The organism is Prochlorococcus marinus str. MIT 0918, assembly GCF_027359415.1.
In the GTDB taxonomy this organism is placed as follows: Bacteria; Cyanobacteriota; Cyanobacteriia; order PCC-6307; family Cyanobiaceae; genus Prochlorococcus_E; species Prochlorococcus_E marinus_C.
This window is the reverse complement of record NZ_CP114780.1, coordinates 1,374,214-1,400,313: the sequence shown is the minus strand read 5'-3', so window position 1 is coordinate 1,400,313 and position 26,100 is coordinate 1,374,214. Positions and strand designations below refer to the sequence as shown.

The window sequence follows — 26,100 nt, the reverse complement described above, 5'->3', positions numbered from 1 at the left end:
TAAGCAGTATTTAATTTCTAGCATTAATTTTAAATCTTAAACCTATTAATATGGAATGAGTTGTTATGCGTTTACTTCTTCTTGGTTGTACAGGTTTTATTGGGTCAGGATTAGTCCCAAAATTACTCCATTCCGGTCATCAACTATCAATAGTTAGTCGAAAGAAAAAAAATAAAGTCAATCCAGTCCACAATAATGATGGAATTAACTACATACAAGCTGATCTCACGACTTCTTTAAGTTGGCAACAAACAGAACTCCAAACAGCTCTTAAAAATGCTGAAGGGGTCATTAATTTAGTAGGCGAACCTATCGCAGAAAAAAGGTGGAGCAAAAATCATTGTGAAAAAATTATACATAGTCGATTAAAAACAACTGAATTGTTAATCCAAACAATTAAAGAACTAAAAACATCTTTAAAAGTTTTAATCAATGGATCCGCAATAGGTTTTTATGGAACAAGTAGAGAGAGCATTTATACAGAAGAAAGTTTGCAGGGTAAAGACTTTTTAGCTGATCTATGTTTTGAATGGGAAAAAATTGCCAGCATGAAACCTAAAAAAACACGATTAACTATTATTCGGACAGGGATAGTTCTAGAAAAAGATGGAGGAGCTTTAGGTAAGATGCTCCCTGTTTTTCGCGCAGGCTTTGGAGGACCTATTGGCAATGGACTGCAATGGATGAGTTGGATACATAGAAGTGACTATTGTAAAATCATTGAGACTGCGCTTACAAAAAAAGACTGGGAAGGCATCTTTAATGGAGTTAGTCCCAACCCTGTTACCATGTCTGAATTCTCAAAGACTTTGGGCAAAACCCTTAATCGGCCAAATTTATTACCTGTCCCAGGATATCTATTAAAATTACTATTAGGTGACGGGGCTAAAGTCGTTCTTGAAGGGCAAAAAGTTCTCCCTATTCGCCTACAAAAAAAAGGGTTTCAATTTCAATATCGAAATCTCTCCGATGCTTTATTAAATATCACTACATCCTCAAAAACATCATAAATTTTCATAGTTTAATTTCCCGGCAAAAGACTACTAATAGAATCTGCTATAAGTTGCGTTCCTCCTTTTTGCCCAAGCCTAGCTAGACCCTGCTTATGGCATAGCATTTTCAGATGATCATTTTCATTTAATTTAGAAAAAATCATCATGATTAAAGTAGCTGTTTCGATAAAAATGTCTCTTTCATGAGCTTTATTTGTTTCTACACAGAAGACAGTTTCACCAAGCAGCCGTCTCTGCGCCTCCGCAAAAGCGGGAGTGAATTGTGGACCTAAACCAGGTAATTGAATGACTGGTTTGGCAAGACCAACGGCTTGTTCAGCTGCAGTTCCAGCCATTGAAAGCAATGCATCACTACTTTGCAAAAGTTCCACAAAAGAATCGCGATAGACTGTTAGGCAGCACAAACCTTTATTTAAGGTTATTGAGTGTAATTGATTGTCCTTATTAATTACATGCCACCCATGCCGTGCTGTTAATGCAATTAATTCATGGTTTTCAAGCGTATCTACTAAAGCCATATCAAAGCTAATAGTTGGATTCACTAATATTGATTCCGGCAAACAATCCAATACTTTAAGAATCATTAGCAAATTAGTTTCCAATTCAGGTCTGCGACTACCTGGCAATAAACCCAAACGAAAAGTTTTCTTAGGCAATTGTTCTTTAGGGGATAACACCGCATCCATGAAAGGATTACCACAAAAAACAACTGGTCTATTTAATTGTCTACTTAAATCTTCGGAAGTTAATTTATCACGACTAAAAATCCTGAGGAACCTTTTACTTCTCAAACACTGTGCTGCAGGCCATGGCAATCTTAATTTGCCCTCATAATGACTAGAATAAGCAACTAGATAAACAGCGGAGGGTACATGGCTCAGCCATGCAACAAAAACAGGAACTACATCACCAACAACAACTAAGCAATCATAATGCCTTGAAATAGTTAATAATCTCAAATAACTCCAGGCAAGATAAAATAATTGTCCCTGAAACAACTCAGTAAATCGACCAATGAGGCTTGTATAGCCAAGCCCTCCTGTACTAAATTCCTTTCTTAAGCCATGAATAGTGATACCTCTTTTCTCATAGGCATTCCCTTTACCAACCAAAGGAAATGCATCAATCTTGTGTCCTTGCTGTTTCAACTTTAACCCTATCAATGCACCAGATAAGTCTTCTCCATGACCATTGCTTATGAGAAGTAAGTTGGCCAAATCAAAGGCCCAACCATAGTTGAATTTTTTTCAACCCACTCCAATCAGGATTACGATGTAATCCATCTTCAATAGACAATTTCAATTCTTTTTCAAGCTCTGGAACTATTAGCATTGCTCTTTTTACAAATTCAATATGTTCCCTTACTCCCTTAGAGCCTGTTGCGAGAAGAGCAAGAGTTAAATTAATCCTTGATTGAGGATCTTGAGCATTTAATTTAACTGCAATGCGAGCAGACTTCAAAGCATCTTGATTGTGATTACATAGTAATTGCAACCAAGCCAAACAAGTCCAGCCTGCTGAATGATTAGGAGATGAATCAGTAATAATTTCAAAGTCTTTTATTAACTCACTTGCATGTACACCAGATTGATACCTGGACATGGCTTGTTCAAAAAGACTATCTTGACTGGAATCCATAAAATAAAAAAATAATTTAATTCAGCTTTTCTAAGTCTTTAAACCGCAAAAGAACTACCGCATCCACAAGTTTGAGTAGCATTGGGATTCGTAAAGTTAAAACCTCCTCCTATTAATTCATTACTAAAATCTAATTGCATACCATAAATATATAACAAGCTTTTAGGGTCACAAACAACTTTAAAACCTGAACCGTCAATTGTTCTGTATTCATAAACCTTATCACTTTTATCAATATCATCAGCCTGAATAAAGTCCATTGTATAGCTCATACCACTACAACCACCAGAACGAACTCCTACACGAAGCAACTGGCCAGAACCTTTATCCTTACAAAGTCTCGCCAATTGTTCCATAGCAGATTCCGTAATTAATATTCCTTTGCCATCTTGAGCAGAGTGGGGGGCTGTATTTTGCAATGGAGAACTACTCATTTGATTTTTAGCTATACCTTAATGTCACTTTATTAATAAACATTCAATTTTGTCTTCTACAACATTTCGTTTATTGTTCATGTTGTTAAAAAGCTCTTTCCAATAAAGCGATGAAAGTTGCAATAATTGGCGCTGGACTTGCAGGTCTTTCAGCAGCAGTAGACCTTGTGGACGCTGGACACCAAGTTGATCTTTTTGAAGCTAGGCCTTTCTTAGGAGGAAAAGTAGGTAGCTGGGAAGATAAAGATGGGAATCATATAGAAATGGGGCTGCATGTCTTTTTCTTTAACTATGCCAATCTCTTTGCTCTCATGGACAAAGTAGGTGCAAAAGAAAACTTATTACCAAAAGAACATACACATTTATTTGTTAACAAAGGAGGAGAACTCAAATCTCTAGATTTTAGATTTCCTCTTGGAGCACCATTTAATGGCCTTAAAGCATTCTTTACTACTCCACAACTCAATTGGATTGATAAGTTAAGGAATGCTCTTGCATTAGGAACAAGTCCAATTGTTCAAGGTCTAATTGATTACAAAAGTGCCATGAAAACCATAAGAGAACTTGATTCTATAAGCTTTCAAGAATGGTTTATAAATCATGGTGGAAGTCTGAATAGCATAAAAAGAATGTGGAATCCAATTGCTTATGCATTAGGTTTTATTGATTGTGAAACAATCTCAGCCAGATGTATGCTTACAATTTTTTTAATGTTTGCAACAAAAACTAAGGCATCTAAATTAAATCTTCTAAAAGGATCTCCACATAAATGGCTAACTAAACCAATTCTAAATTACATCGAACAACGAGGAGGAAAACTTCATTTGCGACATAGAGTCAAAGAAATCCATTTTGACAATCTTGACAACCCTAAAGTTACAGAAATACTGCTGAATACTCCTGACGGAGACAAGATAATTACAGCTGATAACTATCTTGCAGCTTGCGATGTACCTGGTATTAAAAAAATCATTCCAAAGCAATGGCATGTTTTTTCAGAATTTGCATCAATTGAAAAATTACAAGCAGTACCAGTTGCAACTGTTCAATTACGATATAACGGATGGGTTACCGAGCTAAACAAACAATCATCTCAAACCAATCTCAAGCACCCTCTTGGTCTAGACAATCTTTTATATACAGCTGATGCAGACTTCAGTTGCTTTGCTGACCTAGCTCTGACAAGTCCAGAAGATTATTTCAAAGAAGACCTTGGTTCTCTTTTGCAATGTGTTCTTACGCCTGGTGATCCATGGATACCAAAGTCCTCAACAGAAATAGTTGCTCATGCTGATTCTCAAGTTAGAGAACTTTTCCCATCATCAAAAAATCTCAAATTAGTATGGAGTAATGTAGTAAAACTAACTGAATCTCTATATCGAGAATCACCTGGAATGGAGGAATTTAGACCAAAGCAAAAAACATCAATAATCAACTTCTTCTTAGCAGGTAGTTATACGCGACAAGATTATATAGACTCTATGGAAGGTGCAACAATGAGTGGGCATTTAGCAGCTTCAGCAATTCTTGGTGAACCAAGCAAATTACAAAAAAATTCTTCTGTTTCTTAAATCGACATGGGTCAATGGCTTGAACATACTGTCTTTAGTGAAATCAAAGCACCTGTGGATCAGGTATGGAGAGTATGGAGTGATTTAGATGCAATGCCATTGTGGATGACGTGGATTGAATCAGTCAAAACAATTGACGACGAAACAAAAACCCTTCCAGATTTAACAGAATGGACATTAGCTGCCAATGGATTCCGTTTTAAATGGAAAGCTAAAATTAATACGAGAGTCGACAAACAAAAATTAGAATGGGCTTCAGTCGGTGGTTTACCTACTAAAGGTTCTGTGAGATTCTATGAAGAAAAAGATGACAATACTAGTATAAAATTGATTATTTCTTATGAATTACCTAAAGCTATAGCAAGATTTATGAAGGAAGATATGCTTGGTAAATTAGTAACTAATGAATTACAAAATAATCTAGACAATTTTAAAAGTTTAGTAGAAAGTGGTCGTGGAAAAAATTAAATCGAGCTAGGTTATTTATTTTTCATAGATTGCACCGCAGCTAATACTAAACCTTCAAGATTATATTCTTGAGCCTCTTGATCAATTCTATAAAAATATTTTTTACATCCAATACTAGTCTGAGGTCCTATAGAGATAATTTTAACTCCTGATAATATATCTAACCAATTTTCCCCAAAAGAGTTATTCATTAATTGAGATGTGTGAGCTGCTGTTTTAGCGCTAGTAAAGACAATTCCATGAACTTCACCATTTTGCAATGCTAAAACAGTCCCTTTAGGGATATTTAAAGGACACTTTGATTCATATGCAGGCACTTCAACTACATTAGAACCTGCTTCAGCAAAGGCTTTTGCTAGCAGAGTTCTTCCTCCACTTTGAACTCTAGGAATCAATATTTTTAATCCAAGCCCTGAAACAGGGAAATGTTCTATCAAGCTTTCAGCTACAAATTCTGGTGGTACAAAATCAGGCGATAGGTTAAGCGATTCTAACTTCTTAGCAGTTTTTCTTCCAACACAAGCAATTTTCAAATTCCTTGGTCTATTTGCAAGAGATTTTCCTAATAATTGCAATCGTTTCTCAACAGCGGTAATTCCATTGCTACTAGAAAAAATAATCCAATGAAAGTCTGTCAACTCAAATAAAGCATTATCCAAAAATCCCCAATTATCTGGAGGGCCAATAATAAGAGCGGGTAGATCTAATACTCTTGCTCCCTTTTCCTCAAAAAGAGTACGGGCTTCAGCTTGTTGATCTTGTGATCTTGTAATAACTATTGTCTTCCCAGTTAAAGGTAGATCCGACTCAGTATTCATAAGCTTTTAATGAAACAATGAAATAGTAATTTCATTTAATTAGTAAAATCTATAAACGTATTGTTTGTATTAACAATCTCTTTCTTAGTTTGCAAAAAAGATTGCAAAAGTTTTTCCTGTGCCTTAGGCATTTGGCCAGAAGTATACGCTGCAGGCACAGAAGAATCTAAAATCTCAAGTAATTCTTTCCAAAAATAAAAGCTCCCATATACAACTAAGCCAGATAAAAGGTGATTCTTTTGTAGTTGCTTAACAGCTGCAATCCAAAGAGAAAGGTCTTCCTGATTACCTATAAAAGGGTTACCGCGGACAAAGAATTGCAATAAGATTCGACCTCTACCTAAACGTTCGATAGCCAATGGCTCTTGAGGTTTTGCCTGCCAAGGGTTAACACCATCAGGATGATAAATAATATTTTTGCAGCCCAATCGCTTCGGGATAATTAATGCAGGAGATGAAATAGTAAGAATTGGAGTTGAAGATAAACTATCTACTCTTACTAAATTAATTTGATTGTGAGAACTATCGATATAAGAGTAATGTTTAATTTCTATAGACATATCAATCATCTTATCTGCTAAGTCTAAATGATTTGTATCTTCGAATTCTTTACTTTGAAAAGAACTTTGTCTACAAATCAATTTTGAAAGAGTTTTCTGCAACTTAGAGATTTCTCGTCTTCTTCGATACAAAGATGTCTCTAATCTATTTATAGAAATTCTTCCACTGATTAATGAATCGACTATTGCATTAATTGCAATCATAGGGTCTTCAGGCATAAGAATTAAATCTGCACCAGCCTCAAAGGCCATTACTGCAGCCTCAGCACATCCATATCTTTTAGTAATGGCTTTCATCACTAAAGCATCAGTAACAATAATTCCATCAAACCCCATTTTTTTTCTAAGCAAATTTAGTAAAAACTTTTTAGAAAAAGTAGCAGGATAAGAGGAATCAATATTTTTAAAAAGAATATGAGCCGTCATCACACTATTGACGCCATGGTTAATCAAAGCTTGGAAAGGGATAAGCTCTAAATCATTAAGCCTAGAAATATCATTCTCAATGATTGGCAAATCCATATGTGAATCAACTCTAGTTTCTCCATGTCCTGGGAAATGCTTAGCACAACTAAGAACACCTTCCCCAACCAAGCCTTTATGAAATGCACTAGTCAATGCTGCCACAGCCTCGGGTTCTGAACCCCAGGCTCTCATATTTATAACGGGATTCAATGGATTACTATTTACATCACAAACCGGTGCCAAAACCCAATTCAAACCGCATCGTCTAGCTTGATTGCCAATACATTTCCCATATTCTTCAGCCAACACAAGTGATTCTTTAGGCTTTTGCGAATACCTAAGACCCAAGGACATTGGAGGCGGGAGCCAAGATCCTCCTTCAAAACGCTGCCCAACCCCTTCTTCTACATCAGCACATAAGAGGATTGGGTACTTCGACCAACTTCTAAGTATATTGGTTCTTTCCTTTAATTCATTCACACTGCCTCCATACAAGATTACTCCTCCCACACCTTCTCCTAAAAGTTGTTTTAAACTTTGATTAGATAACTCAAATTGAGGATATTTGCGTTGAGAATCGTATGCATAACCACTCGCCCGAACCACTAATAGCTCAGCCACTTTTTGTCTCAGATCTGTTTTTATTGTCAAAGTAAATCTTCTGATGATACAGAATTCATATTTTTGCTTTTTCTTTCTGCGTCTAATTTATCTAAAAGGTTTAGTACTGAAGTACCTTTTTCCATTCCTTTATCTAGCTTAAACACAACTTCAGGTGCTCGCCTCATTTGCAATCTTCTACCCAACTCTCCTTTGAGAAACGTTTGTGATGCTTCCAAATGAGCAAAAATTTTCTCTTTATCAATTTGATTGCCAAAAATACTTACAAAAATTTTGCAATATTGAAGATCATTTGAAACCTCAACATCTGTAATAGTTATCATTCCTGTTTGTACTCTTTGGTCTCTAATACCATTAAGCAGTAGCTCACTCATTTCTTTTCGAATAAGTGCAGATACTTTTTCAACACGTCGACTTTGAGCCATGATTAAAGCAACGATGAAGGAAAAACCATTCCTCTCACAACAAAAAATAGTGTGAAAAATCCACTTATGAATGCTCCTACAAGAGATATTGCAGTAATAGGATTCTTACTTCTACGAATTAATGGATCAAGAAAAGAAGCAAAAACACCAAGGATGATTGTTATGAGATATTTAGGATATCTAGAAACATTAGAAAAAAACTCGCCCATTTGTATGGTCCTTTAATACCCTTAATAGCTACTCTGAGCTTCTTTGGCCGAAAAATTTATGTTGGAACTCTATCAATTTCAACATTCCCCATTTTGTTTAAAAGTTCGTTTAGGCTTAGCGGCAAAAAAAATCAGTTACAGAACTGTTGAAATCACACCAGGGTTAGGACAAATTGACGTATTCAAACTATCTGGACAAAGGCAAGTACCGATTCTTAAAGATGGAGAAAACGTCATAGCAGACTCCAGTGCAATTATTCAATATCTGGAAAATATTACAAAAGAATCTCCGTTGTTTCCTGAAGACCCTCAAGAAGCATCCATAGTTCAAATTATTGAAGATTGGGCAGATACTACATTTGCAGATTCTGCTCGACTGGAGTTAATTAAAGCTACTTCCATAGACAGCTCTCTAAGAGCAGCTCTCTTCCCAGAATATTTCCCACAGTCCTTTAATGGATTAATAAAGAATTTACCGTATAAATTCATGAACAATTTCACCAATTTAATATCTCAAGAGAAAAGCAATGCATTGATGACAAGTTTGAAAAAATTATCAATCTCAGTTTCTTCTAATGAATGGTTAGTTGGTAATACATTAAGCATTGCCGATATAGCAGTCGCAGCACAATTGTCCTTACTTCGATTCCCAATATCTTCTGGCACAAAACTGTGCCACAAAGGTTGTCCTGGCTTCACTGACAATCCGGAATTGGAATCATTATTTAATTGGAGAGATCAACTTGAAAAAAAACTTTTAGAAACCGATCCAGCAAACCTGTAACCTAACTCACACAATGTCTGATCCAATTATCCGAGATTGCGAAAATTATGTTGTCTTGGAACCTAGTAAAAATGAGCAATTCCTCACTGCTGACGAAACACTAATATGGTTAGAGAAATGGTTAAACAAATTAGAATTTATGCCTAAAGATTTACAAAATAAATCATCTAAAAAAGAAGCTGCTAAAAGATTATTAGATACTGCATGTAATTTAGAAATAAACCCAGGTTTTACTGTTGAATGGTATGCAGTAAGAACTAGTCGTCCTGATTATTAATGATATTTGGTAGCTTATTAAAAATTTGAAAAGCGACTTCTTCAGGGCTTTCATCTTCAACAAATATCTGCAAATCAGATTCAGCATAAAAACGATGACGTTCTTTGAGTATTAAATCAATATCATGTGTTTTCAAAAGAGGTCGATTAGTTTGATCGAATTCCAATCTTTTAAGTAATTTTTCTCGACTGGTATTAATCCAAATAACTATTCCTTGGTGCAATATCCCCCAGTTTTCAGAGCGAAGGACTACACCTCCCCCAGTTGATATAACTAAAGAATGTCTCTTACCAATTTCTTTAAGTACTTGAGTTTCAATATCTCGAAAATTACTTTCACCTTCTTCTCCAAAAATTTGAGCAATAGATTTTTTAGCCACTTGTTCAATCAAATCATCTTGATCAACAAAACCATATTGCATTAACTTAGCTAAATAAGGCCCTGTACTACTCTTCCCTGAACCCATCATTCCAACAAGGTATAAATTTCGACCACCTAATAATTTAGTTAAAGATTTTGATCTCGATAAATTAGTCATAACAACAGGAAAGCATAGAAATCATTAAAATGATGAAACGATGTGAAAATTAAATGGAGAATCAGGTCACATCTAGAAACCAACATGGCCTAGGGAGAAACTGTGTTATCACCCGTCGGGCAATATTTAGTTCTAGTCACAGATATTGGCTCCCAGAGTTATCAGATGATGATAATTCAAAATGTTTTGGTGAGTGTGCCTTAGCTCCTGGTCATGGGCATAATTATGAACTAATCGTTTCGATGGAAGGACAACTGAATAATGATGGAATGGTTCTAAACCTTTCTGATGTAAAACATGCAATTAAAGAAGAAATAACAAATCAATTAAACTTTCGTTCCTTAAACCAAGCATGGCCAGAATTTGATATATCACAATCAATAGGCTGTCTACCAACAACAGAAGCATTAATAAGAGTAATATGGAAAAGATTAAAACAGCATTTACCTTTAAAGTCTCTAAGACTTTATGAACAACCAAGTCTATGGGCAGACTATTTTGGGAACCAGATGGAAGCATTTCTAACTATTAGAAAACACTTTGCCGCTGCTCATCGATTAGCTAGAGAAGAGCTTTCCTTAGAAGAAAATGAAAAAATATATGGGAAATGTGCACGGATCAATGGACATGGACATAACTATCATGTAGATATCACTGTCAGAGGAAATATCAACCCTAGGACAGGAATGATTTGCAATCTTGCCTCACTTCAACAATTAGTAGAAGATTTAATTATAGAGCCATTTGATCATACTTTTCTTAATAAAGACATCCCACACTTTCAAAGCTGTGTTCCAACTGCAGAGAATATTGCTCTTCATATAGCAGACAAGTTAAACCAGCCAATTCAAAAGATAGGAGCCAATCTACATAAAGTCCGTTTACAAGAAAGTCCTAATAATGCTGCAGAGGTATATGCAGAAAATAATGAATTAAATAATATACAAATTAAAAGCTAATTCATAATATTGACTACAAAGCCTTGGGTTCGTCTAGTAATAGCAATTAGTTTAGACGGCCGTCTCGCAGAGTTCAAAGGAGGCAAAAGCAATTTAGGAGGAACTGGAGACAGAAAAGCTCTTGAGAAAGCCTTAGCATGGTGTGATGCTACTTTAATGGGAAGTGGAACACTGAAAGCTCATAAAAATACATGTCTAATTCATAATGAAAAATTAATTAATAAACGCCAAGCAAATGGTCAAACAAAACAACCATTATCTCTAATAGTAAGTAGGCAAACTTCGTTTCCAAATACATGGGAATTTTTTCAACAACCTATAGAAAGGGGTCTAATAAATCCAAATTTAAAGTCAGACTATTTTATAGAAAATGACTTTATTCACAATTTTTGTATGCAACCCACATGGGAAGAAACTCTGAAAGAAATCAAGAAAAAAGGTTATACAAAGCTTCTACTTCTCGGAGGTTCGAAACTAATAAGTTCATTACTATTAGAAGATCAAATTGATGAATTACAATTTACTCTGACTCCAAAAATACTTGGTGGGCAATATACTTGGATACCATCAAACATCAAGAATCTTCCAAGTGAAATAACTGAAGCTAAAGGATGGACAATCAAAGAAATAGAAAATTTAGGGGAAAATGAAATTATGGTTATATATTTAAGAAATCGAACTTGACATCACATATATCTGCCTGCTGGCACAAATCTATTAAAGAAATCCCCAAAAAAGCATTGGAAAGTGTTTTAACTGATGAAGTGATCCCTTTCTTTAAATGGAATTGGTTAAATTGCCTTGAAGAGTCAAAAAGTGTATCAAATGAATATGGATGGCAACCTCTACATCTATCTCTATGGGAAGACAATAAACTTATCGCCTTCGCACCTTTATATTTAAAAAATCATAGCTTTGGTGAATTTATTTTTGATCAATCTTTTGGAAATCTTGCATTGAAATTAGGTCTAGAATATTATCCAAAACTAATAGGAATGAGCCCTTTTAGCCCAGTAGAAGGATACAAATTTTTTATTGCGAATAATAAAGACCATAAATTAATAACAGAAAAAATACTAAGTTTAATTGACAAATTTGCTATAAAAAATAAAATTTTAAGTTGTAATTTCCTATATGTTGATAAAAAATGGGCACAATATTTAGAAGGTCATAATTATTTAAAATGGATAAATAAGCAAAGTTTATGGACTTCACATAGGGAAAAAAATTTTCAAGAATACCTAGAGAAGTTTAATTCTAATCAAAGGCGAAATATAAATAAAGAGCGGAAATCAATAAAAAATAATGGTATTACTGTTGATAGTTTAAATGGTAAAGAGATTGATTTAGAAATGATAGGTTTAATGTATAATTTCTATGAGCAACATTGTTCTAAGTGGGGTCCATGGGGAAGCAAATATCTTACAAAGGAATTCTTTCATCAATTATTAGGAAATAATATAAAAGAACAAATAGTATTATTTAATGCTCATCGTAATAACCCTAAAAATCCTATTGCAATGTCTCTCTGCATTACAAATAAGACAAAATTATGGGGTAGATATTGGGGAAGTAAAGAAAATATAAAAAATCTTCACTTCGAACTCTGTTACTACTCTCCAATCTCATGGGCAATTCAAAATAACATAAAAAATTTTGATCCCGGAGCAGGTGGGACTCAAAAACGCAGACGAGGCTTTTTAGCAACCCCTCGCTTAAGCCTTCACCGTTGGTATGATACAAATATGGAAAAAATTATAGGAGAATGGCTTCCCAAAGCTAATTATTTAATGACTGAGGAAATTAATGCATCAAATAATGAAGTTCCTTTTAAAGAATAAAAAAATCCAATTAAGATTTTTATATATAAATCTAAAATTTTATGAATGAAAATAATCCCACAAAAGAAAGTAAAGAAGAGTTCAATAAAGGAATTTTAGCTTATGATAATGACGATCAACAAACCATATTTAAACTATTTGGTATTGAATTAACTGCTCCAAAAGGATTAAAAAGGCCAAGACTTGTTTATATTTCATTTATTGTCATCAACTTACTCTTGTTAGTATTTCTCAAAAATTTAATTTCCCATTAAACTGATTCTAAATGATTAATCAATAAGTTCGAAATAAAGAAAAATGATAGTTGACCAAAACAAACTCAATATGAAATTTCCAATAATGAACTAAATAATACTTTAGGAATTGTTTCTTTAAGCAAATTAAAAATTATTTATTTTTAATTTAATTTATAATACCAATGAATCAATAAGGCTATGGTCCAAAAGAATCAGGCCCAAGTTATCAATGATATTGATGAGAACTATTCTCAACGTTTTATTCAATTAGATCCTAAAGGATATTTTATTATTAAATTAAATTCAGAATCCAGTGAATTAATAGTTGAACACTTTAGTAACGATATTAATGAGAATGGAATCGCAACTGATCCCATCACAGGAGAACCAATTAAATGCACAGGTATCAGTAAAAGAACTCCAACCAAAATCTTTAAAGGAAAAAGTGCAAAAGAGCTGGGAATAAAAATCACTGAAGAAAATCCGCCTTTAACTATCAGTAAACTTGACCATGCTCTATATCTTGGCAGAGAATTACAAAAAGCCGAAGACTGTCTAATCAATGGAAAACCTTATATTCAAGACTAAAGTCGTAAAACAATAGAAATTAAGAAAAAAATCCTGAATCTGTTCTAATATTTAGAAAAGATTTTCAAAAATGGGAATTTTATTTTATTTAGCACTTGTTGGCGGTGGTCTAGGTGCAGCACTAGCTATCAGCAAGCTGCTAAAAGCAATCAAACTTATCTAGCAAATCCGTGACAAAACAGGTCATTACTAAATCGAATAACGTAAAGGGAGCACCATCATCAAGAGGTTGTTTCATCTACTGAAGTAAATTTATTATTGTTTGTTTTGTGCAGTAAAAACCATATCCTCAACTTTGGCAACTTTACCTGTCAAATCATATAAATCTGCGCCTGTAATTAATACAGGGACCATCATCCCTGGAATTAGTTGTTTGGAATGCTCATCCCAACTAAGTCTTACTGTTCCATCAACTTCTGGAGCAAAGCGATAGCATCTTCCTATTATTTCGCCAATATCATCATTTTTTTTCTCAATTAAAACATCTAAAGTCCTTCCAATACATTCTTGATTTTTTCTAGCAGCAATAGGTTGCTGTATCGAAATGATTTTATCTTTACGAGCCTGAGCAATACCTATAGGGATTTGATTCGACAAAGTTGCTGCTTTGGTACCTTCCTCTGCAGAGAAGGTAAATACACCGATATGATCAAATTCTTGGATTTGCACAAAAGATACAAGATCTTCAAAATGGGATTCGCTTTCTCCTGGAAATCCAACAATTAAAGAGGTTCGAAAAACAGCATCTGGCAACTGTTCTCGAATACTGTCCAGCAAAGCTTTATTTAAATTAGTTTGCCAAGGTCGATTCATCGCTCTTAAAACATCAGGATGACTGTGCTGTAAAGGAATATCAAAATACGGTAAAACATTTGGGACTTCCTTAAATGATTGAATAACTTCAGAAGTTAAGCCCGTTGGATAAGCGTAATGGACACGAATCCAAGGAATTGGAACATCTCCAAGAGCTCTTAAAAGATCGGCCAGAGAAGGACGACCATAAATATCTAGTCCGTAATTAGTAGTTATTTGACTAATTAAAATCAACTCTTTAACCCCTTGCTTAGCTAGCGCTTGTGCTTCAGTAATAATTGATTCAATAGACCGACTTCTTTGATCCCCTCTTAACTTCGGAATAATACAAAATGCACAACGATAATCGCATCCCTCTGCAACCTTTAAATATGCAACTGATTGCTTCGATGTTCTATAACGCGGCAATCTCTCATCACCAACAAAAGTTGGAGTACTTGAAACCTGATTAACTCTTTCCCCTTTCTCTATTCTATTTAAAACATTTAAAATATTTTGATAATCTCCAGTGCCAACAATTGCTTTTGCTTCAGGAATTGATCTAAGTAGATCTTCTTGAAAATGTTGAGCAAGACATCCTGCGATAATTATTTCTTTACCTTCCTCTGCTAATCCAACCAATACGCGAACAGACTCTTCTCTAGCTGGTTGTATAAAACTACAAGTATTAACAACTACAAGAGAAGCTTTACAAGGATCAGTGCTTACTAAATACCCACCCTGATCCAATAACCCCATCATATGCTCAGTATCCACAAGATTTTTTTCGCATCCCAAATGGACAAACGCAACTGTTCGATTATTTTTTGAGGAAGACTTAGTATTTTTTATGGGTTTGATCTTAAAGTCTTCTTCAATCATTGTTTAAATCCTGAACAAAATCAATGACCATAAAAGTAATATGACCGTTCTAAATTAAAAAAAACCAAGCTCATGAAAACTGCAAGAATTACTTTAGCAATCAAATAACTAATGGGGAAAACACGTCTTAAAAGTCGAAGAAGACAAGATCAAGGATCTAAATTAGCCAAAATACTTATTGGGATATTGGCCACAATAGGTGTCATTGATACAGCTTCAATAACATTAACTAGATGGGGGGTCATAACTTCTCTTGCTTGCCCTGGAAATGCACAAGGCTGTGATCAAGTTTTAAATAGTCCTTGGGGGACTATTTTCGAATTAAATAATTTTTCGGTTCCTCTATCTTTTATAGGTTTTTTAGGCTACTCAACAGTACTTATACTTTCCATAATTCCATTTTTCCCATGGTTAACTAGAGAAAAAATAGATTTTTCAAGAATCGCATGGTGGTCTTTATTTTGTATTTCAACTTGCATGACTGCTTTTAGCTTTTTGCTAATGGGAATAATGGTCATACAAATAAAAGCTTTATGTTTTTTCTGTATTCTATCAGCTTTAATTTCGAGCTTTATTTTACTTTTAACAATCATTGGAGGGGGCTGGGAAGAAAGACGAGACTTGATTGTTAGAGGAGTAATTATATCTCTAATAGTATTGTTAGGAGGTTTAATTTGGTCATCTTCAGTCAACCCAAACAAAACAGAAGTATCTATTAATAGCCAAGGAGTCTCACCCCAAGTCGAAAGCAAGAGTAAGCCTGCATCAATTGAACTAGCAAAATATTTAACTGAAAAAAATATTATTTTATATAATGCATATTGGTGCCCACATTGTCATGAACAAAAAGAACTATTTGGCAATGAAGCAACAAAGAGTCTGATTTTAATTGAATGTGCACAAGATGGGAAAAATAACAAATTTGAACTGTGCCAAAGCAAGTTTATAACTAGCTTTCCATCCTGGGAAATAAATGGTCAAATAATAACTGGGGTGAAGAGTTTAAATGAATTAGCAAATATGAGTGGCTATTCTGGTTCACGAGACTTTTAATTTATCTTATTATCTAACAGCTCTTGTAGAGATCGTCTTTCCTTTTACTTGACTTGAATGGCACGTCCAATAAGGTAATGGTATAGGAGAATCTAATCTATAATGACCTCCTCTACTTTCAGACCTAAACAAGCAAGCATTTAAGGTTAATAAGCTTGTTAATTGACGATGATTTAAATCCAGAGCAAGATTTATATTTTTGCGATTAGTTTCATTAAAAGAATTGCAAATATTAGGTTTTTGATTGCTAACCAAATTTAACAATGGATGTTTTGATAAATTATCAAAATCTAAGCTTATTGAATTTACAGCAATTTGCATACCTTTTTGAGAGCGATTCACACCTACTTCTTTCCAAAATAACTTTCTTAAATCTTCAATGGCAATTTTTAAATGATGTTCATCATAAGTTTTATCTATTATTAAATCAGATTGAATATCTTGACAATCTTTAAAATCAACATTTAAAAATGTTGAGCTTAATAGCTCAATGCATGACATTTGCTTAGCAAAAACAAGACATTCCATCAAAGAATTACTTGCTAATCTATTAGCTCCATGTAAACCAGTACATGCAACTTCTCCCACTGCATAAAGTCCTGGAAGTGAAGTAGAGGCATTTAAATTTGTTGCAACACCACCCATCCAATAATGAGCGGCAGGCGCAACAGGAATTAAATGTTTTAATGGATCTATTCCAACATCTCTGCATCTTTGAATAATTGCAGGGAAACGTGAATAAAGTTTTTGCGAAGGAATACCCATTAAATTAAGTCCTACATGACTGACTCCTTGAGCTTGCATCGTGTTTTGAAGAGCACGACTAACTTGATCTCTTGGAGCTAAATCTTTATTTATCAGATGCGAAACAGGGCTATTCCCATGACAATCAACTAATACACCCCCTTCTCCTCTAACTGCTTCCGAAATCAAAAAAGAAGGAAGTCCTTCAAGCGTTAAAGCAGTAGGATGAAATTGAAAAAATTCAAGATCTTCAAGAGCTGCTCCGGCTTTCCAAGCAAGAGCTAAACCTTCTCCACATGCTTGAGCAGGATTTGTAGTATTTGCAAATAAATGACCACCACCACCAGTAGCTAAAACCACTGCTCGAGAAGGTATCCAATAGAGTAATGGCCCATCTAAAACTTGTACACCTCGGCAACAATCATTTTCAACCCATAATTGAGTCACTCTTACTCCTCGTCGATGAAGAATATTCGACTTTTGTTCGACTTGTTCTCTAAGAACATCCACTAAGGCTCTACCAGTTTGATCCTTGACATGTAAAACACGCCTAATAGTATGTGCTGCCTCTAATGTTGTAGATAAGCTTCCATTCGAATCTCTATCAAACTCCATTCCTAATGCCTTAAGTCTATCTACACATTGAGGAGCTTGTTGCACAAGAAAATTTACAGCATCCATATCACATAAACCACACCCTGCTTTAGACGTATCTTCCGCATGCAATAGAAAGCTATCTTCTTGCCTAGTGACTGCTGCAATACCTCCCTGCGCCCATCTACTTGCTGAACTTTTACTAGTATTTCGATTCAAAAGCAATACTTTTAAATGCTTCGGCAACTCAAGACATGTCATTAAACCCGCTGCTCCTGCACCGATAACAATTACATCCCAAGGCCCTTTAGGAATGGGATGTGAATTAATAGATAAGTTCATAAAATATTTAAGGTTTCTTAAATCAATCCACTTAATTTTGGCTGAATTATAGTAGTTACAAGAAATAAACCATCTACCCAAAGTGTTGTTGTTAAAGCAGCACCTGCTACAAGCCATACAGCTCCTGCAGGAGAATTAAGAGTACCTCTTTGATTCATTTGATCTGCAAGAAAAATAATTAATAAACCGGCCACAACAAGACAAAACAAAGATAAGGGATTTAAAAGCTGAATTGAAGTTGCATTTAGTTTATCTGCAGCATCTTCTAAAGATGCTGCTACCACATCAGGCCAAGCATCTATAACCCCTGTTATAACCATCATCAAGTCCGTAAAAGCTGTTCCAAGTAAACATGCCAAATAAAAACCAGATCCAATTCTCCATTTTGTTGACAATCCAACAAAAGCCAATGGAAGAGCTACTGCCTCAACAGGAAGATGAAGTACAGGATACATTCTCAACCATCCCCAAAATAAACATCCTCCTAACCAACTCCCACTAACACCTACAAGCAAAGATCCAACCTTAGTCCATTTATTGCCAACAAACTGAACTAAAGAGGAACCTAAACCCAGTAAAACAAAAGTAAACAACAATGCTGAAAAAGGATAAAAATGAACCCAAGGCGCCTGAAGGAAAACTGGCAAAACGACACAAGAGCTAGCCCAAAACCTCAAGGTACTTGGCCTAGATAAATACTCCTTAGAGAAGCCTGAAGAAGTGTTAGTAGCAAAAAAGGAGCTCAGAACAAAATCAAGTAAAATTGTTTTTTAAGCCTGAATGCATAGGAGAATTGACTCGCATAACAGTCCTATTGCAAGATTTAAAGACTTTACTTTTTTGATGGCATAAAGTTGCTTCTTAAATAAAAAACTATAACCTTCTATATTTGTTGAAGGACTCAAATAATCTATTGGTTAGGACTGGCAAACTAAAAGTAAGGTTTATGTAATCTGTGTGGAATGAAATTTCTCCAGAGATAGATCTCTCAGCAATTCGCGAGAAATCTAATAATTATGGGCCCAAACCTGCCTTAGTGGAATCTGTAGAACCAGGTTCTATAGGGGAAGAACTCGGGTTTGAAGCAGGTGACAAATTGGTTAGTGTAAATGGAATCAAACCTAGAGACCTGATTGATTACCGATATTTAACAGCTGAGGAAACATTAGACCTAGAAATACTAGATAAAAATGAAGTTATTCATAAAATACAAATTGAAAAAGATGTAGATGAAGGCCTAGGAATTAATTTTTCAGAATCATTATTTGACGGACTAAAGCAATGCAATAATGACTGTCCTTTTTGTTTTATAGACCAACAACCCTCAGGGCATCGAGAAAGTTTATACCTGAAAGATGATGATTATCGGTTGAGTTTTCTTTATGGATCTTATTTAACTCTGACAAATTTAACTGAAAAGGATTGGTTACGTATTGAGAAGCAAAGATTATCACCACTCTTTATATCTATTCACTCAACTAATGAAAAATTAAGAATCAAATTATTAAAAAATCCTAGAGCAGGAATGATAATGGAACAAATTCAATGGTTTGCAAAAAGAAAACTTCAATTACATGCACAAATAGTTGTATGTCCTGGAATAAATGATGGGGAAAATCTGAAAAATACATTAAATGACCTTTTTGAATATGGAAAAAGTCAGTTCCCAACAATACTTTCTACAGCAATAGTTCCAGTTGGCTTGACACGTTTTCGCCCAAACAATGACAATCTCAAACCTGTAACGAGTGAATGTGCAAAAGAAATAATTAACTTAGTGGAAGAATTACAAGTTAAGTATCAAACCTCTCTTGGATCTCGCTTTGCTTGGCTATCTGATGAATGGTATTTATTAGCCAATAAAAAGCTACCAAAAAGATTAGAGTATGAAGATATGCCTCAAGAAGAAAATGGTGTTGGAAGTATTCGGTCTTTTCTAGAAAGCATGAATAACGCAACAAAAAAACTTCCTAAAAAAATATCCATTGATAAGAATTACAGTTGGGTAGTAGGGAAACTAGTTGAACAAGCTCTTCATCCTATTGTAGAAAAAATCAATAGAATCGAAGGTTTATCCTTAAAAATGTATGGATTAAATAGCCCTTACTGGGGACAAGAAAAAGTAGTAACAGGTTTATTAACAGGTCAAGACCTAATAGATGGATTAAAGGGTGAAACTCTTGGGGATAAACTATTGCTACCTTCTATAATGCTTCGGAATGGTGAATCAACATTCCTTGATGACATGACAGTTAAACAAGTAGAAAAGAACTTAAGAACACCGATAAAAGTTGTTTATGGAGCCGATGACTTAATTAAGCAAATCATAGAAGTCCATTAAAATATGAACACTCTTATCCCAAGAACTATCATAAAAAGAGTATTGCATCAAATAGTATTCTTTTCTTTAATAATAAATCATGGTGATCACATTGCTCTAGCAAATCAATTGAATTTGCAAAACAAAAACAGTTCTGAAAATAAATTATCATTTAAAACAAAGAAAATACTGAAAGATTTTGTTCAATATCAGAAAATAAAAAATGATAAGTTACAATGGATTGATAATATTAAAGTAAATAAAAAGGAAATAATCTCACTGAAAAATCTAGAAGAAATATTAAAGGAGAACAATCCAGAATTACAAATTCTAAAAAGTCGCATACAACAATCAAAATACTTATTAAAAAGCAGGTTGTCTGAGTGGTACCCTAAGCTAAATCTAACAAGCGCAGGTCTACCTAAATACTTAAGCGGCAATACATATAATGAATTAGGAACTGATACTTCTAGCAGTCAAAGCAAAGCAAGTATAAATGCAAAACTACAGTGGGACTTAATTAATCCATTAAGAATTAAGGAAATTGAAAATGCAAGAAATAATTTAGAGAACGAAAAAATTATTTATTCTATTAAATACCGTGATTTAAACCTAAAAGCTCATGATGCTTTTTTTAAATTACAAAAATCAAGACAAGATATTCTGATTGCTGAACAATCTCTAAAGACTTCAGAGATTTTATTAAAGGAAGCCAATATAAGATTAGAAAGTGGCATAGGTACGAAATTAGAAGTTTTAGAGGCCAAAACACAACTATCTAATGACAAGCAATTCTTAGCAGAGAAACATGGAATTCAAAAGATTGATGAGAGAAAACTGGCTCAATTACTATATCTAAAACCAAATACCTCACCTCAAATAGAAGAAATTCCAGCAATTATTGGTGTGTGGAAAGCATCTATTGAAGAAAGTGTGATTTCATCATATTTATATAGAGAAGAAATCGAACAATTACTTTTAAAAGTTTCTATTAATAATAATAAAGCAAAAATAGCTTTAGCAAGAAATAAACCAAAGGTTTCTATTTATAATAGTTTTGAAAGCTCAATCGCAAAGGGTGAAATAATTTCTCAATCTCCTAGATCTAGTAACACTATAAAAAGCCATAATAATACAATTGGTCTTCAATTTGAATGGCCTATATTTGATGGTGGATATGCAAAAGCAAATTATAATGCTAGTAAAGAAAAAGCAAAAGAAATAGAAGCAGAAATATTAGTGAAAAGAGCAGAGATAAGAAAAGAAATAGAAGAGATTTTTTATAATTTAGAAATAGCAAAGAACAAAATAAAAAATACATATAATAGTATTCAATCTACTAGAGAATCTTTAAGACTATCCTACTTAAGATTAAAAGAAGGTATTGCAACGCAACGTGAGGTAGTGAATAACCAAAAGGATGTTACTCAAGCAGAAGTTAATTATATAAAAGCAATAACAGATTATAATACCAATTTAATATATTTAAAAAACAAAACAGGCATTAATAGTCTTAAAAATTGTCCACGTCCAGAAAACTCGACCAAAAGTTTAAAGACAAACAATTTATCTTCACATCAATCCCAAGACTCTCTATTATTAATTTCATCATGCATGAAATTCTTATAGTTCTACATTTATGGAAAGTAATCAACCAAAACCACTTAGCTTAAATCAACTCAAAGAACTTCATTCGTTAGTAGACGAAGTATCTCAACGACAATTAATGGATTTCGGGCAAATCAATACTGAATTAAAGCCTGATGGGACACTAATAACGAGCTGTGATAGATGGAGTGATAAAAAAATAGTTGATGGTATCTCTAAAATAACTTCAAATCAAGAAGGTATTCTAAGTGAAGAAGGTTCAAAATTAGTTCCTTCTTCAGAAGCATATTGGATAGTTGATCCACTAGATGGGACTACAAACTTTGCTGCAGGAATTCCTTTCTGGGCGATTTCTATTGCACGTTTTATAGAAGGAAAAGCAGAAACAGCAATACTTGATATTCCAGCTTTAAAAAAAAGAATTACTGCAATTAAAAGTAAAGGAGTATTTATTAATAATAAGCAAATACTTTCAAAAAATAATAATCTATCTAAAAGTGATTGTGTATCTGTTTGTAGTCGATCAATAAATATTTTACAGAAAAAAACTCAGCAAAAATTCCCTGGAAAAATAAGACTTCTAGGTGTATCTAGCTTAAATCTTACAAGCGTAGCACTGGGACAAACTTTTGGAGCAATAGAAGCAACCCCAAAAATATGGGATTTAGCTGCAGCATTATTAATTTTAAATGAACTTAATTGCGATATCAAATGGTTAGATATGAATCCTAATAGTATTAAAGCTGGCGATGACCTAACATCAGTGAATTTTCCATTAATTGCGGCAGAATCAAAGCAAGGTCTGGAACTACTAAGTCCATGGGGAGATGTATTAGTGAATCAAATATCTCATGCAAAATAATTATTATTTAAATATATAATATGCTGGTCAAGCTAAACATTCCATGATATTTCCACTAACATTAAAAGATGTGATTCTCTAAATAGTGCTAATTCAAACCAGAAAGGGCATTCGTTGGTTTCTTAAAAGTTTGTGGAAAGCATCGCAAAGATGGAATCGTTGTGATTGTATTGATCTAAGTGCAGCCTTTGCATATTATACTCTTCAGTCTTTTTTCCCAATTTTAATAATTTCATTATCACTGGCGTCATGGTTTCTAGGAAAGCAAGAAGGATTAGATCAACAAATTATTGGCTTAGCCGCTCAGGTATTACCACCTTCAGTAGTTGGCCTAGTAGAAACAACATTAACCAAACTAGTTAATCAAGGTTTTGGTGCTGGAATATTAGGAGCTTTCTTTTTAATTATCACTGCTGGAAATGCATATTTAACTCTACAAAGAGGAGCCGATAGACTATGGGAAGATGCTTTACCATCAGATACAAGTCCTATACCTTTACGCACACAAGCTTTTCGCTTAATTCGTAATCGAATAGAAGCATTTCTAGTTGTACTTTTGGTTGGACTATTAATGGTACTTGATGAAATAGGTTCATATCTCAAAATGATTCCAAGCGCAGTTTGGACAGATTTAAAAGATAACAGTCCACAATTAACAAATACTTTATCAAAGATACCTTTTATTGAAGCTGGTCAAATATTATTTCCATTCATAGGATTTACAATAATGGCATTATTACTTCAGGCTTTAGTACCACGAAGAAGAATACCAATTAGACCTCTAATTCCAGGTGCAATAATGATTGGTACATTACTTACTCTATTAAATTCTGCAGTAACAAGAACAATTCTTTCACTTGGTTCACGTTTTCAGGCATATGGAATTATAAGTGGGGTTCTTGTTTTAACACTATGGATTTGGATTGTAGGTTTAATTATTTATTTTGGTCAATGTTGGAGTGTGGGATTAGTTTCACAGAAAATTAATAGACATAAATTAATTACAATGTTATGAACAGAGGTTACTCCTTTATTATATTTTCAATTCTTTTACTTTTCCTACTTCCTACACCATTAGGAAGATTATTTATAGATATGGCTGGAGGGATAATGATATTATTGGTTATAATAATTTTTACCATAACTGGTGCCAGTTGGTTAGCAATTAGAAATTTTAAATCAAATTTAAAAACCTGCTCAAATTGTGGTGCATCATATTTTTCTCAACAAGAAATTTGTCCTCTATGTAATACAAATCAAAGTAATAATAATACAAGCTATGAAGGAAATCTACCTGCAAGTTCGGCAACTATTGATATTAAAGCTGAAGAAACTAAATAAACTTTATTCTATTTGATTAGGATCAATTGTAATAATTTCTTGCTCTATGTTAGATAATAACTTCTCACAATGTTTAAGGTATAAACTTGCTTCCTGATAACTTTGTTGTAGATCCTCTATTATGAAATTTTCACTTTGTAATTTATTTAATATATCATCTAATTTATTCAGAGATTCTTCATAAGATAATTTTTCAAGCTTAGAATAAAATGAATCATTCTTTTTTTTAGCATTATTATTTGAAGGAAGGTTTTGATTCTTATTTTTTAAATTCATTTTTGATTAATAATAATTATTTGATATCTGTAAAAATAGACTTAACTACTGAATCAGTATAACCATCATTAAATTGAATAGTTAACTCATCATTGATTTTAACATCATTAATAGTTTTTATTAATCTGCCTTTTTTATTTCTTACTATAGAAAAACCTCGTTTTAACAAATTATAAGGAGACACTGCCATTAATAACTTTCCTCGCTGAACTAATTGACTCTTAAATTTATTAAGTAATAAATGCGGATGCAAATCAACTCTCAATTTTTTTCGTCTCTCTATTATTCGATCTTTTTTATTTTGAATCAGCCATGAACAATAATCTTGTAATCTTTGCCTGATCTGAGTGCACTGATTTAATGCCATTTCTCTATGTGGTAACAAATCAACTATTGCCGCTGTTGGAGTAGCTGAGCGATGATCTGCAACAAGATCTGCAACGGTCAAATCATCCTCATGACCAAGTCCTGTAATCACGGGAATAGGAAAATTTGCTAGTAAGCGGCAAAGAGGTTCATCATCAAACACCATTAAATCTTCTCTACTTCCTCCTCCTCTTGCTAAAACTAAAACGTCTACTTTTAACTGAACGTAAGAACCAGAGATATATCCTAAAACAGCATTAATTTTTTTCGCTACTTCTCCTTGAACAGGAATCGGGAAAACCAATAATTTCGCAAGTGGCCATCTTTCTTGAGCAGTACGTATCATATCTGCATAAGCAGAGCTAGGAACGCTAGTACAAATAGCAATACATCTAGGGAAACTTGGTAAAGCCCTTCTTCTTGAATCCTCAAGAAGTCCATCTTTCATTAAATTAGATCGAACTACTTCAAATTTTCTAAGAACAGTTGAAATTGTTGGTCTAATTTGAAGTACTTGAACTACTAAAGTTGCTCTATTTTCCCAAAAATTTAATTTTCCTAGAATTTCAACTCCATCTTGATCAAGAGGTCGATAATCAAGGTCTTTTAAACATGAAGACCAAATCACACTAGAAATACTTGCTTTACCATCAGTGAGAGTTAGCCATAAATGACCATTTTTTAACTGAGACTTTGATACAGTTGCATGCAACAAAAATCTGGGAGGAAATCCTCTTGAAAGCAAATTCCCAATTGCTTGATTGAGATCTTGTACTGAAAAATGTGGAAATGATTCGATATTCAAATTATCCTTTCAAACAGTTCAATGTTAAATAGCTTCGAACATAGGATTGGCAATCAACCAAAACCAATTTGACCAAGAATTCCTTGCCCAGTAAGCAATTCAGTGCTTAATCCAACAACAATTCCAAGCATTGCTAATCTTCCATTCCAAATTTCAGCATAATTTACAAATCCATAACGAGGTTCAATATCTTCAAGTGGCATGATCTTCATGATAATTATCTCAATTGTATCTAGTGAATTAAAAAAAAGTTGTTTATCACGGAAAAAGACCATGAAAGTCTTTAACGAACGTGGCGAGAGCCATCAACTGGATGATAATCCTCACCTGTCAGTTCCTCATAAATAATTGCAGGAAGACCAGTCTCAAACATTGTTTGCAAAGCTTCTTTTAAATAAGGGTTCCATCCACCTGTGCTTACTTTGCCATGACGAACAGTCCAATCCCATGTTCCTTGAAGATCTCGAGGAATTCTTCCTTCTCTATCCCTACGAGCTACTAAATCAAGAGACTCAACTAAACCAACTTGTATAGGTTGTTTCCCATAAGCTGGAGTAAGGCTTAATTCAAGACGAACAGGGTCTTCTTTTAATAAACTCAATCGAAATCTTGGAGGAAGCCTCAAAGATTTAATTACTGCTGCAACAATGCGTGTCCTTTGCTCCACAAA

31 protein-coding genes are annotated in these 26,100 nt (G+C 33.9%); 16 read left to right on the top strand and 15 right to left on the bottom strand.

Translation table 11 applies throughout. From position 1 onward, the window contains the following. Positions 1 to 65: 65 nt before the first annotated feature. Positions 66 to 1,010, top strand: a complete 945-nt coding sequence (locus tag O5636_RS07565; RefSeq protein WP_269622201.1) for a TIGR01777 family oxidoreductase — start codon at positions 66 to 68, stop codon at positions 1,008 to 1,010. Between the two features lie 11 nt (positions 1,011 to 1,021). Here O5636_RS07565 and O5636_RS07560 read toward each other — a convergent pair whose 3' ends face one another. From O5636_RS07560 to O5636_RS07550, 3 genes are read right to left on the bottom strand one after another with little or no spacing between them, the layout of a single operon-like run. Further along, positions 1,022 to 2,230 (bottom strand): lipid-A-disaccharide synthase-related protein, encoded by a 1,209-nt coding sequence (locus O5636_RS07560; RefSeq protein ID WP_269622200.1) that lies wholly within the window; start codon positions 2,228 to 2,230, stop codon positions 1,022 to 1,024. A 1-nt stretch (position 2,231) separates the two neighbouring features. Further along, positions 2,232 to 2,651: a tetratricopeptide repeat protein gene (locus tag O5636_RS07555; RefSeq protein ID WP_269622199.1), complete on the bottom strand. Its 420-nt coding sequence runs from the start codon at positions 2,649 to 2,651 to the stop codon at positions 2,232 to 2,234. A gap of 38 nt (positions 2,652 to 2,689) precedes the next feature. Further along, the gene (locus tag O5636_RS07550) at positions 2,690 to 3,085 is read right to left on the bottom strand and encodes a HesB/IscA family protein (protein WP_269622198.1); all 396 of its coding nucleotides are present in this window, start codon (positions 3,083 to 3,085) and stop codon (positions 2,690 to 2,692) included. 110 nt (positions 3,086 to 3,195) lie between these two features. Between O5636_RS07550 and zds the strand changes: the two genes are divergently transcribed. Both zds and O5636_RS07540 read left to right on the top strand, forming a co-directional pair. Beyond that, positions 3,196 to 4,656, top strand: coding sequence for a 9,9'-di-cis-zeta-carotene desaturase (gene zds, locus O5636_RS07545; RefSeq protein WP_269622197.1), 1,461 nt, complete (start codon positions 3,196 to 3,198; stop codon positions 4,654 to 4,656). Positions 4,657 to 4,662: 6 nt separating this feature from the next. Continuing rightward, positions 4,663 to 5,124: an SRPBCC family protein gene (locus O5636_RS07540; RefSeq protein ID WP_269622196.1), complete on the top strand. Its 462-nt coding sequence runs from the start codon at positions 4,663 to 4,665 to the stop codon at positions 5,122 to 5,124. 11 nt (positions 5,125 to 5,135) lie between these two features. Here the strand turns inward: O5636_RS07540 and O5636_RS07535 are convergent, their stop codons facing one another. From O5636_RS07535 to O5636_RS07520, 4 genes are read right to left on the bottom strand one after another with little or no spacing between them, the layout of a single operon-like run. Next, positions 5,136 to 5,942 carry a uroporphyrinogen-III synthase gene (locus O5636_RS07535; RefSeq protein WP_269622195.1) on the bottom strand — a complete coding sequence of 269 codons (807 nt, stop codon included), beginning with the start codon at positions 5,940 to 5,942 and terminating at the stop codon, positions 5,136 to 5,138. A 35-nt stretch (positions 5,943 to 5,977) separates the two neighbouring features. After that, on the bottom strand, positions 5,978 to 7,588 hold the full coding sequence (locus O5636_RS07530; protein WP_269622194.1) for a glycoside hydrolase family 3 N-terminal domain-containing protein: 1,611 nt from the start codon (positions 7,586 to 7,588) through the stop codon (positions 5,978 to 5,980). A 26-nt stretch (positions 7,589 to 7,614) separates the two neighbouring features. Further along, positions 7,615 to 8,013 (bottom strand): 30S ribosome-binding factor RbfA, encoded by a 399-nt coding sequence (gene rbfA / locus O5636_RS07525; protein ID WP_269622193.1) that lies wholly within the window; start codon positions 8,011 to 8,013, stop codon positions 7,615 to 7,617. A 2-nt stretch (positions 8,014 to 8,015) separates the two neighbouring features. Beyond that, positions 8,016 to 8,222: a DUF751 family protein gene (locus O5636_RS07520; RefSeq protein ID WP_269622192.1), complete on the bottom strand. Its 207-nt coding sequence runs from the start codon at positions 8,220 to 8,222 to the stop codon at positions 8,016 to 8,018. Positions 8,223 to 8,280: 58 nt separating this feature from the next. Here O5636_RS07520 and O5636_RS07515 point away from each other — a divergent pair, with 58 nt between their 5' ends. Then, on the top strand, positions 8,281 to 9,006 hold the full coding sequence (locus tag O5636_RS07515; RefSeq protein ID WP_269622191.1) for a glutathione S-transferase family protein: 726 nt from the start codon (positions 8,281 to 8,283) through the stop codon (positions 9,004 to 9,006). Positions 9,007 to 9,019: 13 nt separating this feature from the next. Continuing rightward, entirely contained in the window at positions 9,020 to 9,283 is a 264-nt protein-coding gene (locus O5636_RS07510) for a chlororespiratory reduction protein 7 (RefSeq protein WP_269622190.1), read from the top strand. Here the strand turns inward: O5636_RS07510 and O5636_RS07505 are convergent. After that, positions 9,264 to 9,821: a shikimate kinase gene (locus O5636_RS07505; RefSeq protein ID WP_269622189.1), complete on the bottom strand. Its 558-nt coding sequence runs from the start codon at positions 9,819 to 9,821 to the stop codon at positions 9,264 to 9,266. The genes O5636_RS07510 and O5636_RS07505 overlap by 20 nt on opposite strands. A gap of 53 nt (positions 9,822 to 9,874) precedes the next feature. Here O5636_RS07505 and O5636_RS07500 point away from each other — a divergent pair, with 53 nt between their 5' ends. From O5636_RS07500 to O5636_RS07480, 5 genes are all read left to right on the top strand, one after another. Then, positions 9,875 to 10,780, top strand: a complete 906-nt coding sequence (locus O5636_RS07500) for a 6-carboxytetrahydropterin synthase (RefSeq protein ID WP_269622188.1) — start codon at positions 9,875 to 9,877, stop codon at positions 10,778 to 10,780. 9 nt (positions 10,781 to 10,789) lie between these two features. After that, positions 10,790 to 11,464 carry a RibD family protein gene (locus O5636_RS07495; protein WP_269622187.1) on the top strand — a complete coding sequence of 225 codons (675 nt, stop codon included), beginning with the start codon at positions 10,790 to 10,792 and terminating at the stop codon, positions 11,462 to 11,464. After that, positions 11,461 to 12,621 (top strand): peptidogalycan biosysnthesis protein, encoded by a 1,161-nt coding sequence (locus O5636_RS07490; protein ID WP_269622186.1) that lies wholly within the window; start codon positions 11,461 to 11,463, stop codon positions 12,619 to 12,621. Before O5636_RS07495 ends, O5636_RS07490 begins: the two co-directional genes overlap by 4 nt. 41 nt (positions 12,622 to 12,662) lie before the next feature. Further along, on the top strand, positions 12,663 to 12,875 hold the full coding sequence (locus tag O5636_RS07485; protein WP_269622185.1) for a hypothetical protein: 213 nt from the start codon (positions 12,663 to 12,665) through the stop codon (positions 12,873 to 12,875). 180 nt (positions 12,876 to 13,055) lie between these two features. Next, a complete protein-coding gene (locus O5636_RS07480; protein ID WP_269622184.1) occupies positions 13,056 to 13,445 on the top strand; it encodes a DUF4346 domain-containing protein in 390 nt (129 codons plus the stop codon). Between the two features lie 255 nt (positions 13,446 to 13,700). Here O5636_RS07480 and rimO read toward each other — a convergent pair whose 3' ends face one another. Next, positions 13,701 to 15,119, bottom strand: a complete 1,419-nt coding sequence (gene rimO / locus O5636_RS07475) for a 30S ribosomal protein S12 methylthiotransferase RimO (protein ID WP_269622183.1) — start codon at positions 15,117 to 15,119, stop codon at positions 13,701 to 13,703. A gap of 111 nt (positions 15,120 to 15,230) precedes the next feature. On the opposite strand from rimO, the gene O5636_RS07470 reads away from it, so the two are divergent. Then, the gene (locus O5636_RS07470; RefSeq protein ID WP_269622182.1) at positions 15,231 to 16,172 is read left to right on the top strand and encodes a vitamin K epoxide reductase family protein; all 942 of its coding nucleotides are present in this window, start codon (positions 15,231 to 15,233) and stop codon (positions 16,170 to 16,172) included. Positions 16,173 to 16,181: 9 nt separating this feature from the next. Here the strand turns inward: O5636_RS07470 and nadB are convergent, their stop codons facing one another. Further along, positions 16,182 to 17,852 carry an L-aspartate oxidase gene (gene nadB / locus O5636_RS07465; protein ID WP_269622181.1) on the bottom strand — a complete coding sequence of 557 codons (1,671 nt, stop codon included), beginning with the start codon at positions 17,850 to 17,852 and terminating at the stop codon, positions 16,182 to 16,184. A gap of 17 nt (positions 17,853 to 17,869) precedes the next feature. Beyond that, a complete protein-coding gene (locus O5636_RS07460; protein WP_269622180.1) occupies positions 17,870 to 18,529 on the bottom strand; it encodes a DUF3120 domain-containing protein in 660 nt (219 codons plus the stop codon). A gap of 278 nt (positions 18,530 to 18,807) precedes the next feature. Between O5636_RS07460 and O5636_RS07455 the strand changes: the two genes are divergently transcribed. From O5636_RS07455 to O5636_RS07435, 5 genes are all read left to right on the top strand, one after another. Beyond that, positions 18,808 to 20,193: a TIGR03279 family radical SAM protein gene (locus O5636_RS07455; protein ID WP_269622179.1), complete on the top strand. Its 1,386-nt coding sequence runs from the start codon at positions 18,808 to 18,810 to the stop codon at positions 20,191 to 20,193. Positions 20,194 to 20,196: 3 nt separating this feature from the next. Next, entirely contained in the window at positions 20,197 to 21,801 is a 1,605-nt protein-coding gene (locus O5636_RS07450) for a TolC family protein (protein ID WP_269622178.1), read from the top strand. Positions 21,802 to 21,811: 10 nt separating this feature from the next. Continuing rightward, positions 21,812 to 22,642, top strand: a complete 831-nt coding sequence (locus O5636_RS07445; protein WP_269622177.1) for an inositol monophosphatase family protein — start codon at positions 21,812 to 21,814, stop codon at positions 22,640 to 22,642. Between the two features lie 85 nt (positions 22,643 to 22,727). Then, on the top strand, positions 22,728 to 23,657 hold the full coding sequence (locus tag O5636_RS07440) for a YihY/virulence factor BrkB family protein (RefSeq protein ID WP_269622176.1): 930 nt from the start codon (positions 22,728 to 22,730) through the stop codon (positions 23,655 to 23,657). Then, positions 23,654 to 23,983 carry a hypothetical protein gene (locus tag O5636_RS07435; RefSeq protein ID WP_269622175.1) on the top strand — a complete coding sequence of 110 codons (330 nt, stop codon included), beginning with the start codon at positions 23,654 to 23,656 and terminating at the stop codon, positions 23,981 to 23,983. The genes O5636_RS07440 and O5636_RS07435 overlap by 4 nt, the downstream gene beginning before the upstream one ends. A gap of 3 nt (positions 23,984 to 23,986) precedes the next feature. Here O5636_RS07435 and xseB read toward each other — a convergent pair whose 3' ends face one another. The 4 genes from xseB to O5636_RS07415 all read right to left on the bottom strand — a co-directional run bounded on the left by xseB (position 23,987) and on the right by O5636_RS07415 (position 26,097). Further along, a complete protein-coding gene (gene xseB, locus O5636_RS07430; protein WP_269622174.1) occupies positions 23,987 to 24,259 on the bottom strand; it encodes an exodeoxyribonuclease VII small subunit in 273 nt (90 codons plus the stop codon). 16 nt (positions 24,260 to 24,275) lie between these two features. Further along, the gene (xseA, locus tag O5636_RS07425) at positions 24,276 to 25,430 is read right to left on the bottom strand and encodes an exodeoxyribonuclease VII large subunit (RefSeq protein WP_269622173.1); all 1,155 of its coding nucleotides are present in this window, start codon (positions 25,428 to 25,430) and stop codon (positions 24,276 to 24,278) included. Between the two features lie 53 nt (positions 25,431 to 25,483). Continuing rightward, on the bottom strand, positions 25,484 to 25,642 hold the full coding sequence (locus O5636_RS07420; protein ID WP_269622172.1) for a chlorophyll a/b-binding protein: 159 nt from the start codon (positions 25,640 to 25,642) through the stop codon (positions 25,484 to 25,486). 71 nt (positions 25,643 to 25,713) lie between these two features. Further along, positions 25,714 to 26,097, bottom strand: coding sequence for a hypothetical protein (locus O5636_RS07415; protein WP_269622171.1), 384 nt, complete (start codon positions 26,095 to 26,097; stop codon positions 25,714 to 25,716). Between the last annotated feature and the right edge of the window lie 3 nt (positions 26,098 to 26,100).

What these genes read in the sequence shown, in the direction of transcription:
- O5636_RS07565 (WP_269622201.1), top strand. Translation starts at nt 66, where the DNA reads ATGCGTTTACTTCTTCTTGGTTGTACAGGTTTTATTGGGTCAGGATTA.
- O5636_RS07555 (WP_269622199.1), bottom strand. Translation starts at nt 2,651, where the DNA reads ATGGATTCCAGTCAAGATAGTCTTTTTGAACAAGCCATGTCCAGGTAT.
- O5636_RS07550 (WP_269622198.1), bottom strand. Translation starts at nt 3,085, where the DNA reads ATGAGTAGTTCTCCATTGCAAAATACAGCCCCCCACTCTGCTCAAGAT.
- zds (WP_269622197.1), top strand. Translation starts at nt 3,196, where the DNA reads ATGAAAGTTGCAATAATTGGCGCTGGACTTGCAGGTCTTTCAGCAGCA.
- O5636_RS07540 (WP_269622196.1), top strand. Translation starts at nt 4,663, where the DNA reads ATGGGTCAATGGCTTGAACATACTGTCTTTAGTGAAATCAAAGCACCT.
- O5636_RS07535 (WP_269622195.1), bottom strand. Translation starts at nt 5,942, where the DNA reads ATGAATACTGAGTCGGATCTACCTTTAACTGGGAAGACAATAGTTATT.
- rbfA (WP_269622193.1), bottom strand. Translation starts at nt 8,013, where the DNA reads ATGGCTCAAAGTCGACGTGTTGAAAAAGTATCTGCACTTATTCGAAAA.
- O5636_RS07520 (WP_269622192.1), bottom strand. Translation starts at nt 8,222, where the DNA reads ATGGGCGAGTTTTTTTCTAATGTTTCTAGATATCCTAAATATCTCATA.
- O5636_RS07515 (WP_269622191.1), top strand. Translation starts at nt 8,281, where the DNA reads ATGTTGGAACTCTATCAATTTCAACATTCCCCATTTTGTTTAAAAGTT.
- O5636_RS07510 (WP_269622190.1), top strand. Translation starts at nt 9,020, where the DNA reads ATGTCTGATCCAATTATCCGAGATTGCGAAAATTATGTTGTCTTGGAA.
- O5636_RS07505 (WP_269622189.1), bottom strand. Translation starts at nt 9,821, where the DNA reads ATGACTAATTTATCGAGATCAAAATCTTTAACTAAATTATTAGGTGGT.
- O5636_RS07500 (WP_269622188.1), top strand. Translation starts at nt 9,875, where the DNA reads ATGGAGAATCAGGTCACATCTAGAAACCAACATGGCCTAGGGAGAAAC.
- O5636_RS07485 (WP_269622185.1), top strand. Translation starts at nt 12,663, where the DNA reads ATGAATGAAAATAATCCCACAAAAGAAAGTAAAGAAGAGTTCAATAAA.
- O5636_RS07480 (WP_269622184.1), top strand. Translation starts at nt 13,056, where the DNA reads ATGGTCCAAAAGAATCAGGCCCAAGTTATCAATGATATTGATGAGAAC.
- rimO (WP_269622183.1), bottom strand. Translation starts at nt 15,119, where the DNA reads ATGATTGAAGAAGACTTTAAGATCAAACCCATAAAAAATACTAAGTCT.
- O5636_RS07470 (WP_269622182.1), top strand. Translation starts at nt 15,231, where the DNA reads ATGGGGAAAACACGTCTTAAAAGTCGAAGAAGACAAGATCAAGGATCT.
- nadB (WP_269622181.1), bottom strand. Translation starts at nt 17,852, where the DNA reads ATGAACTTATCTATTAATTCACATCCCATTCCTAAAGGGCCTTGGGAT.
- O5636_RS07450 (WP_269622178.1), top strand. Translation starts at nt 20,197, where the DNA reads ATGAACACTCTTATCCCAAGAACTATCATAAAAAGAGTATTGCATCAA.
- O5636_RS07445 (WP_269622177.1), top strand. Translation starts at nt 21,812, where the DNA reads ATGGAAAGTAATCAACCAAAACCACTTAGCTTAAATCAACTCAAAGAA.
- O5636_RS07435 (WP_269622175.1), top strand. Translation starts at nt 23,654, where the DNA reads ATGAACAGAGGTTACTCCTTTATTATATTTTCAATTCTTTTACTTTTC.
- xseB (WP_269622174.1), bottom strand. Translation starts at nt 24,259, where the DNA reads ATGAATTTAAAAAATAAGAATCAAAACCTTCCTTCAAATAATAATGCT.
- O5636_RS07420 (WP_269622172.1), bottom strand. Translation starts at nt 25,642, where the DNA reads ATGAAGATCATGCCACTTGAAGATATTGAACCTCGTTATGGATTTGTA.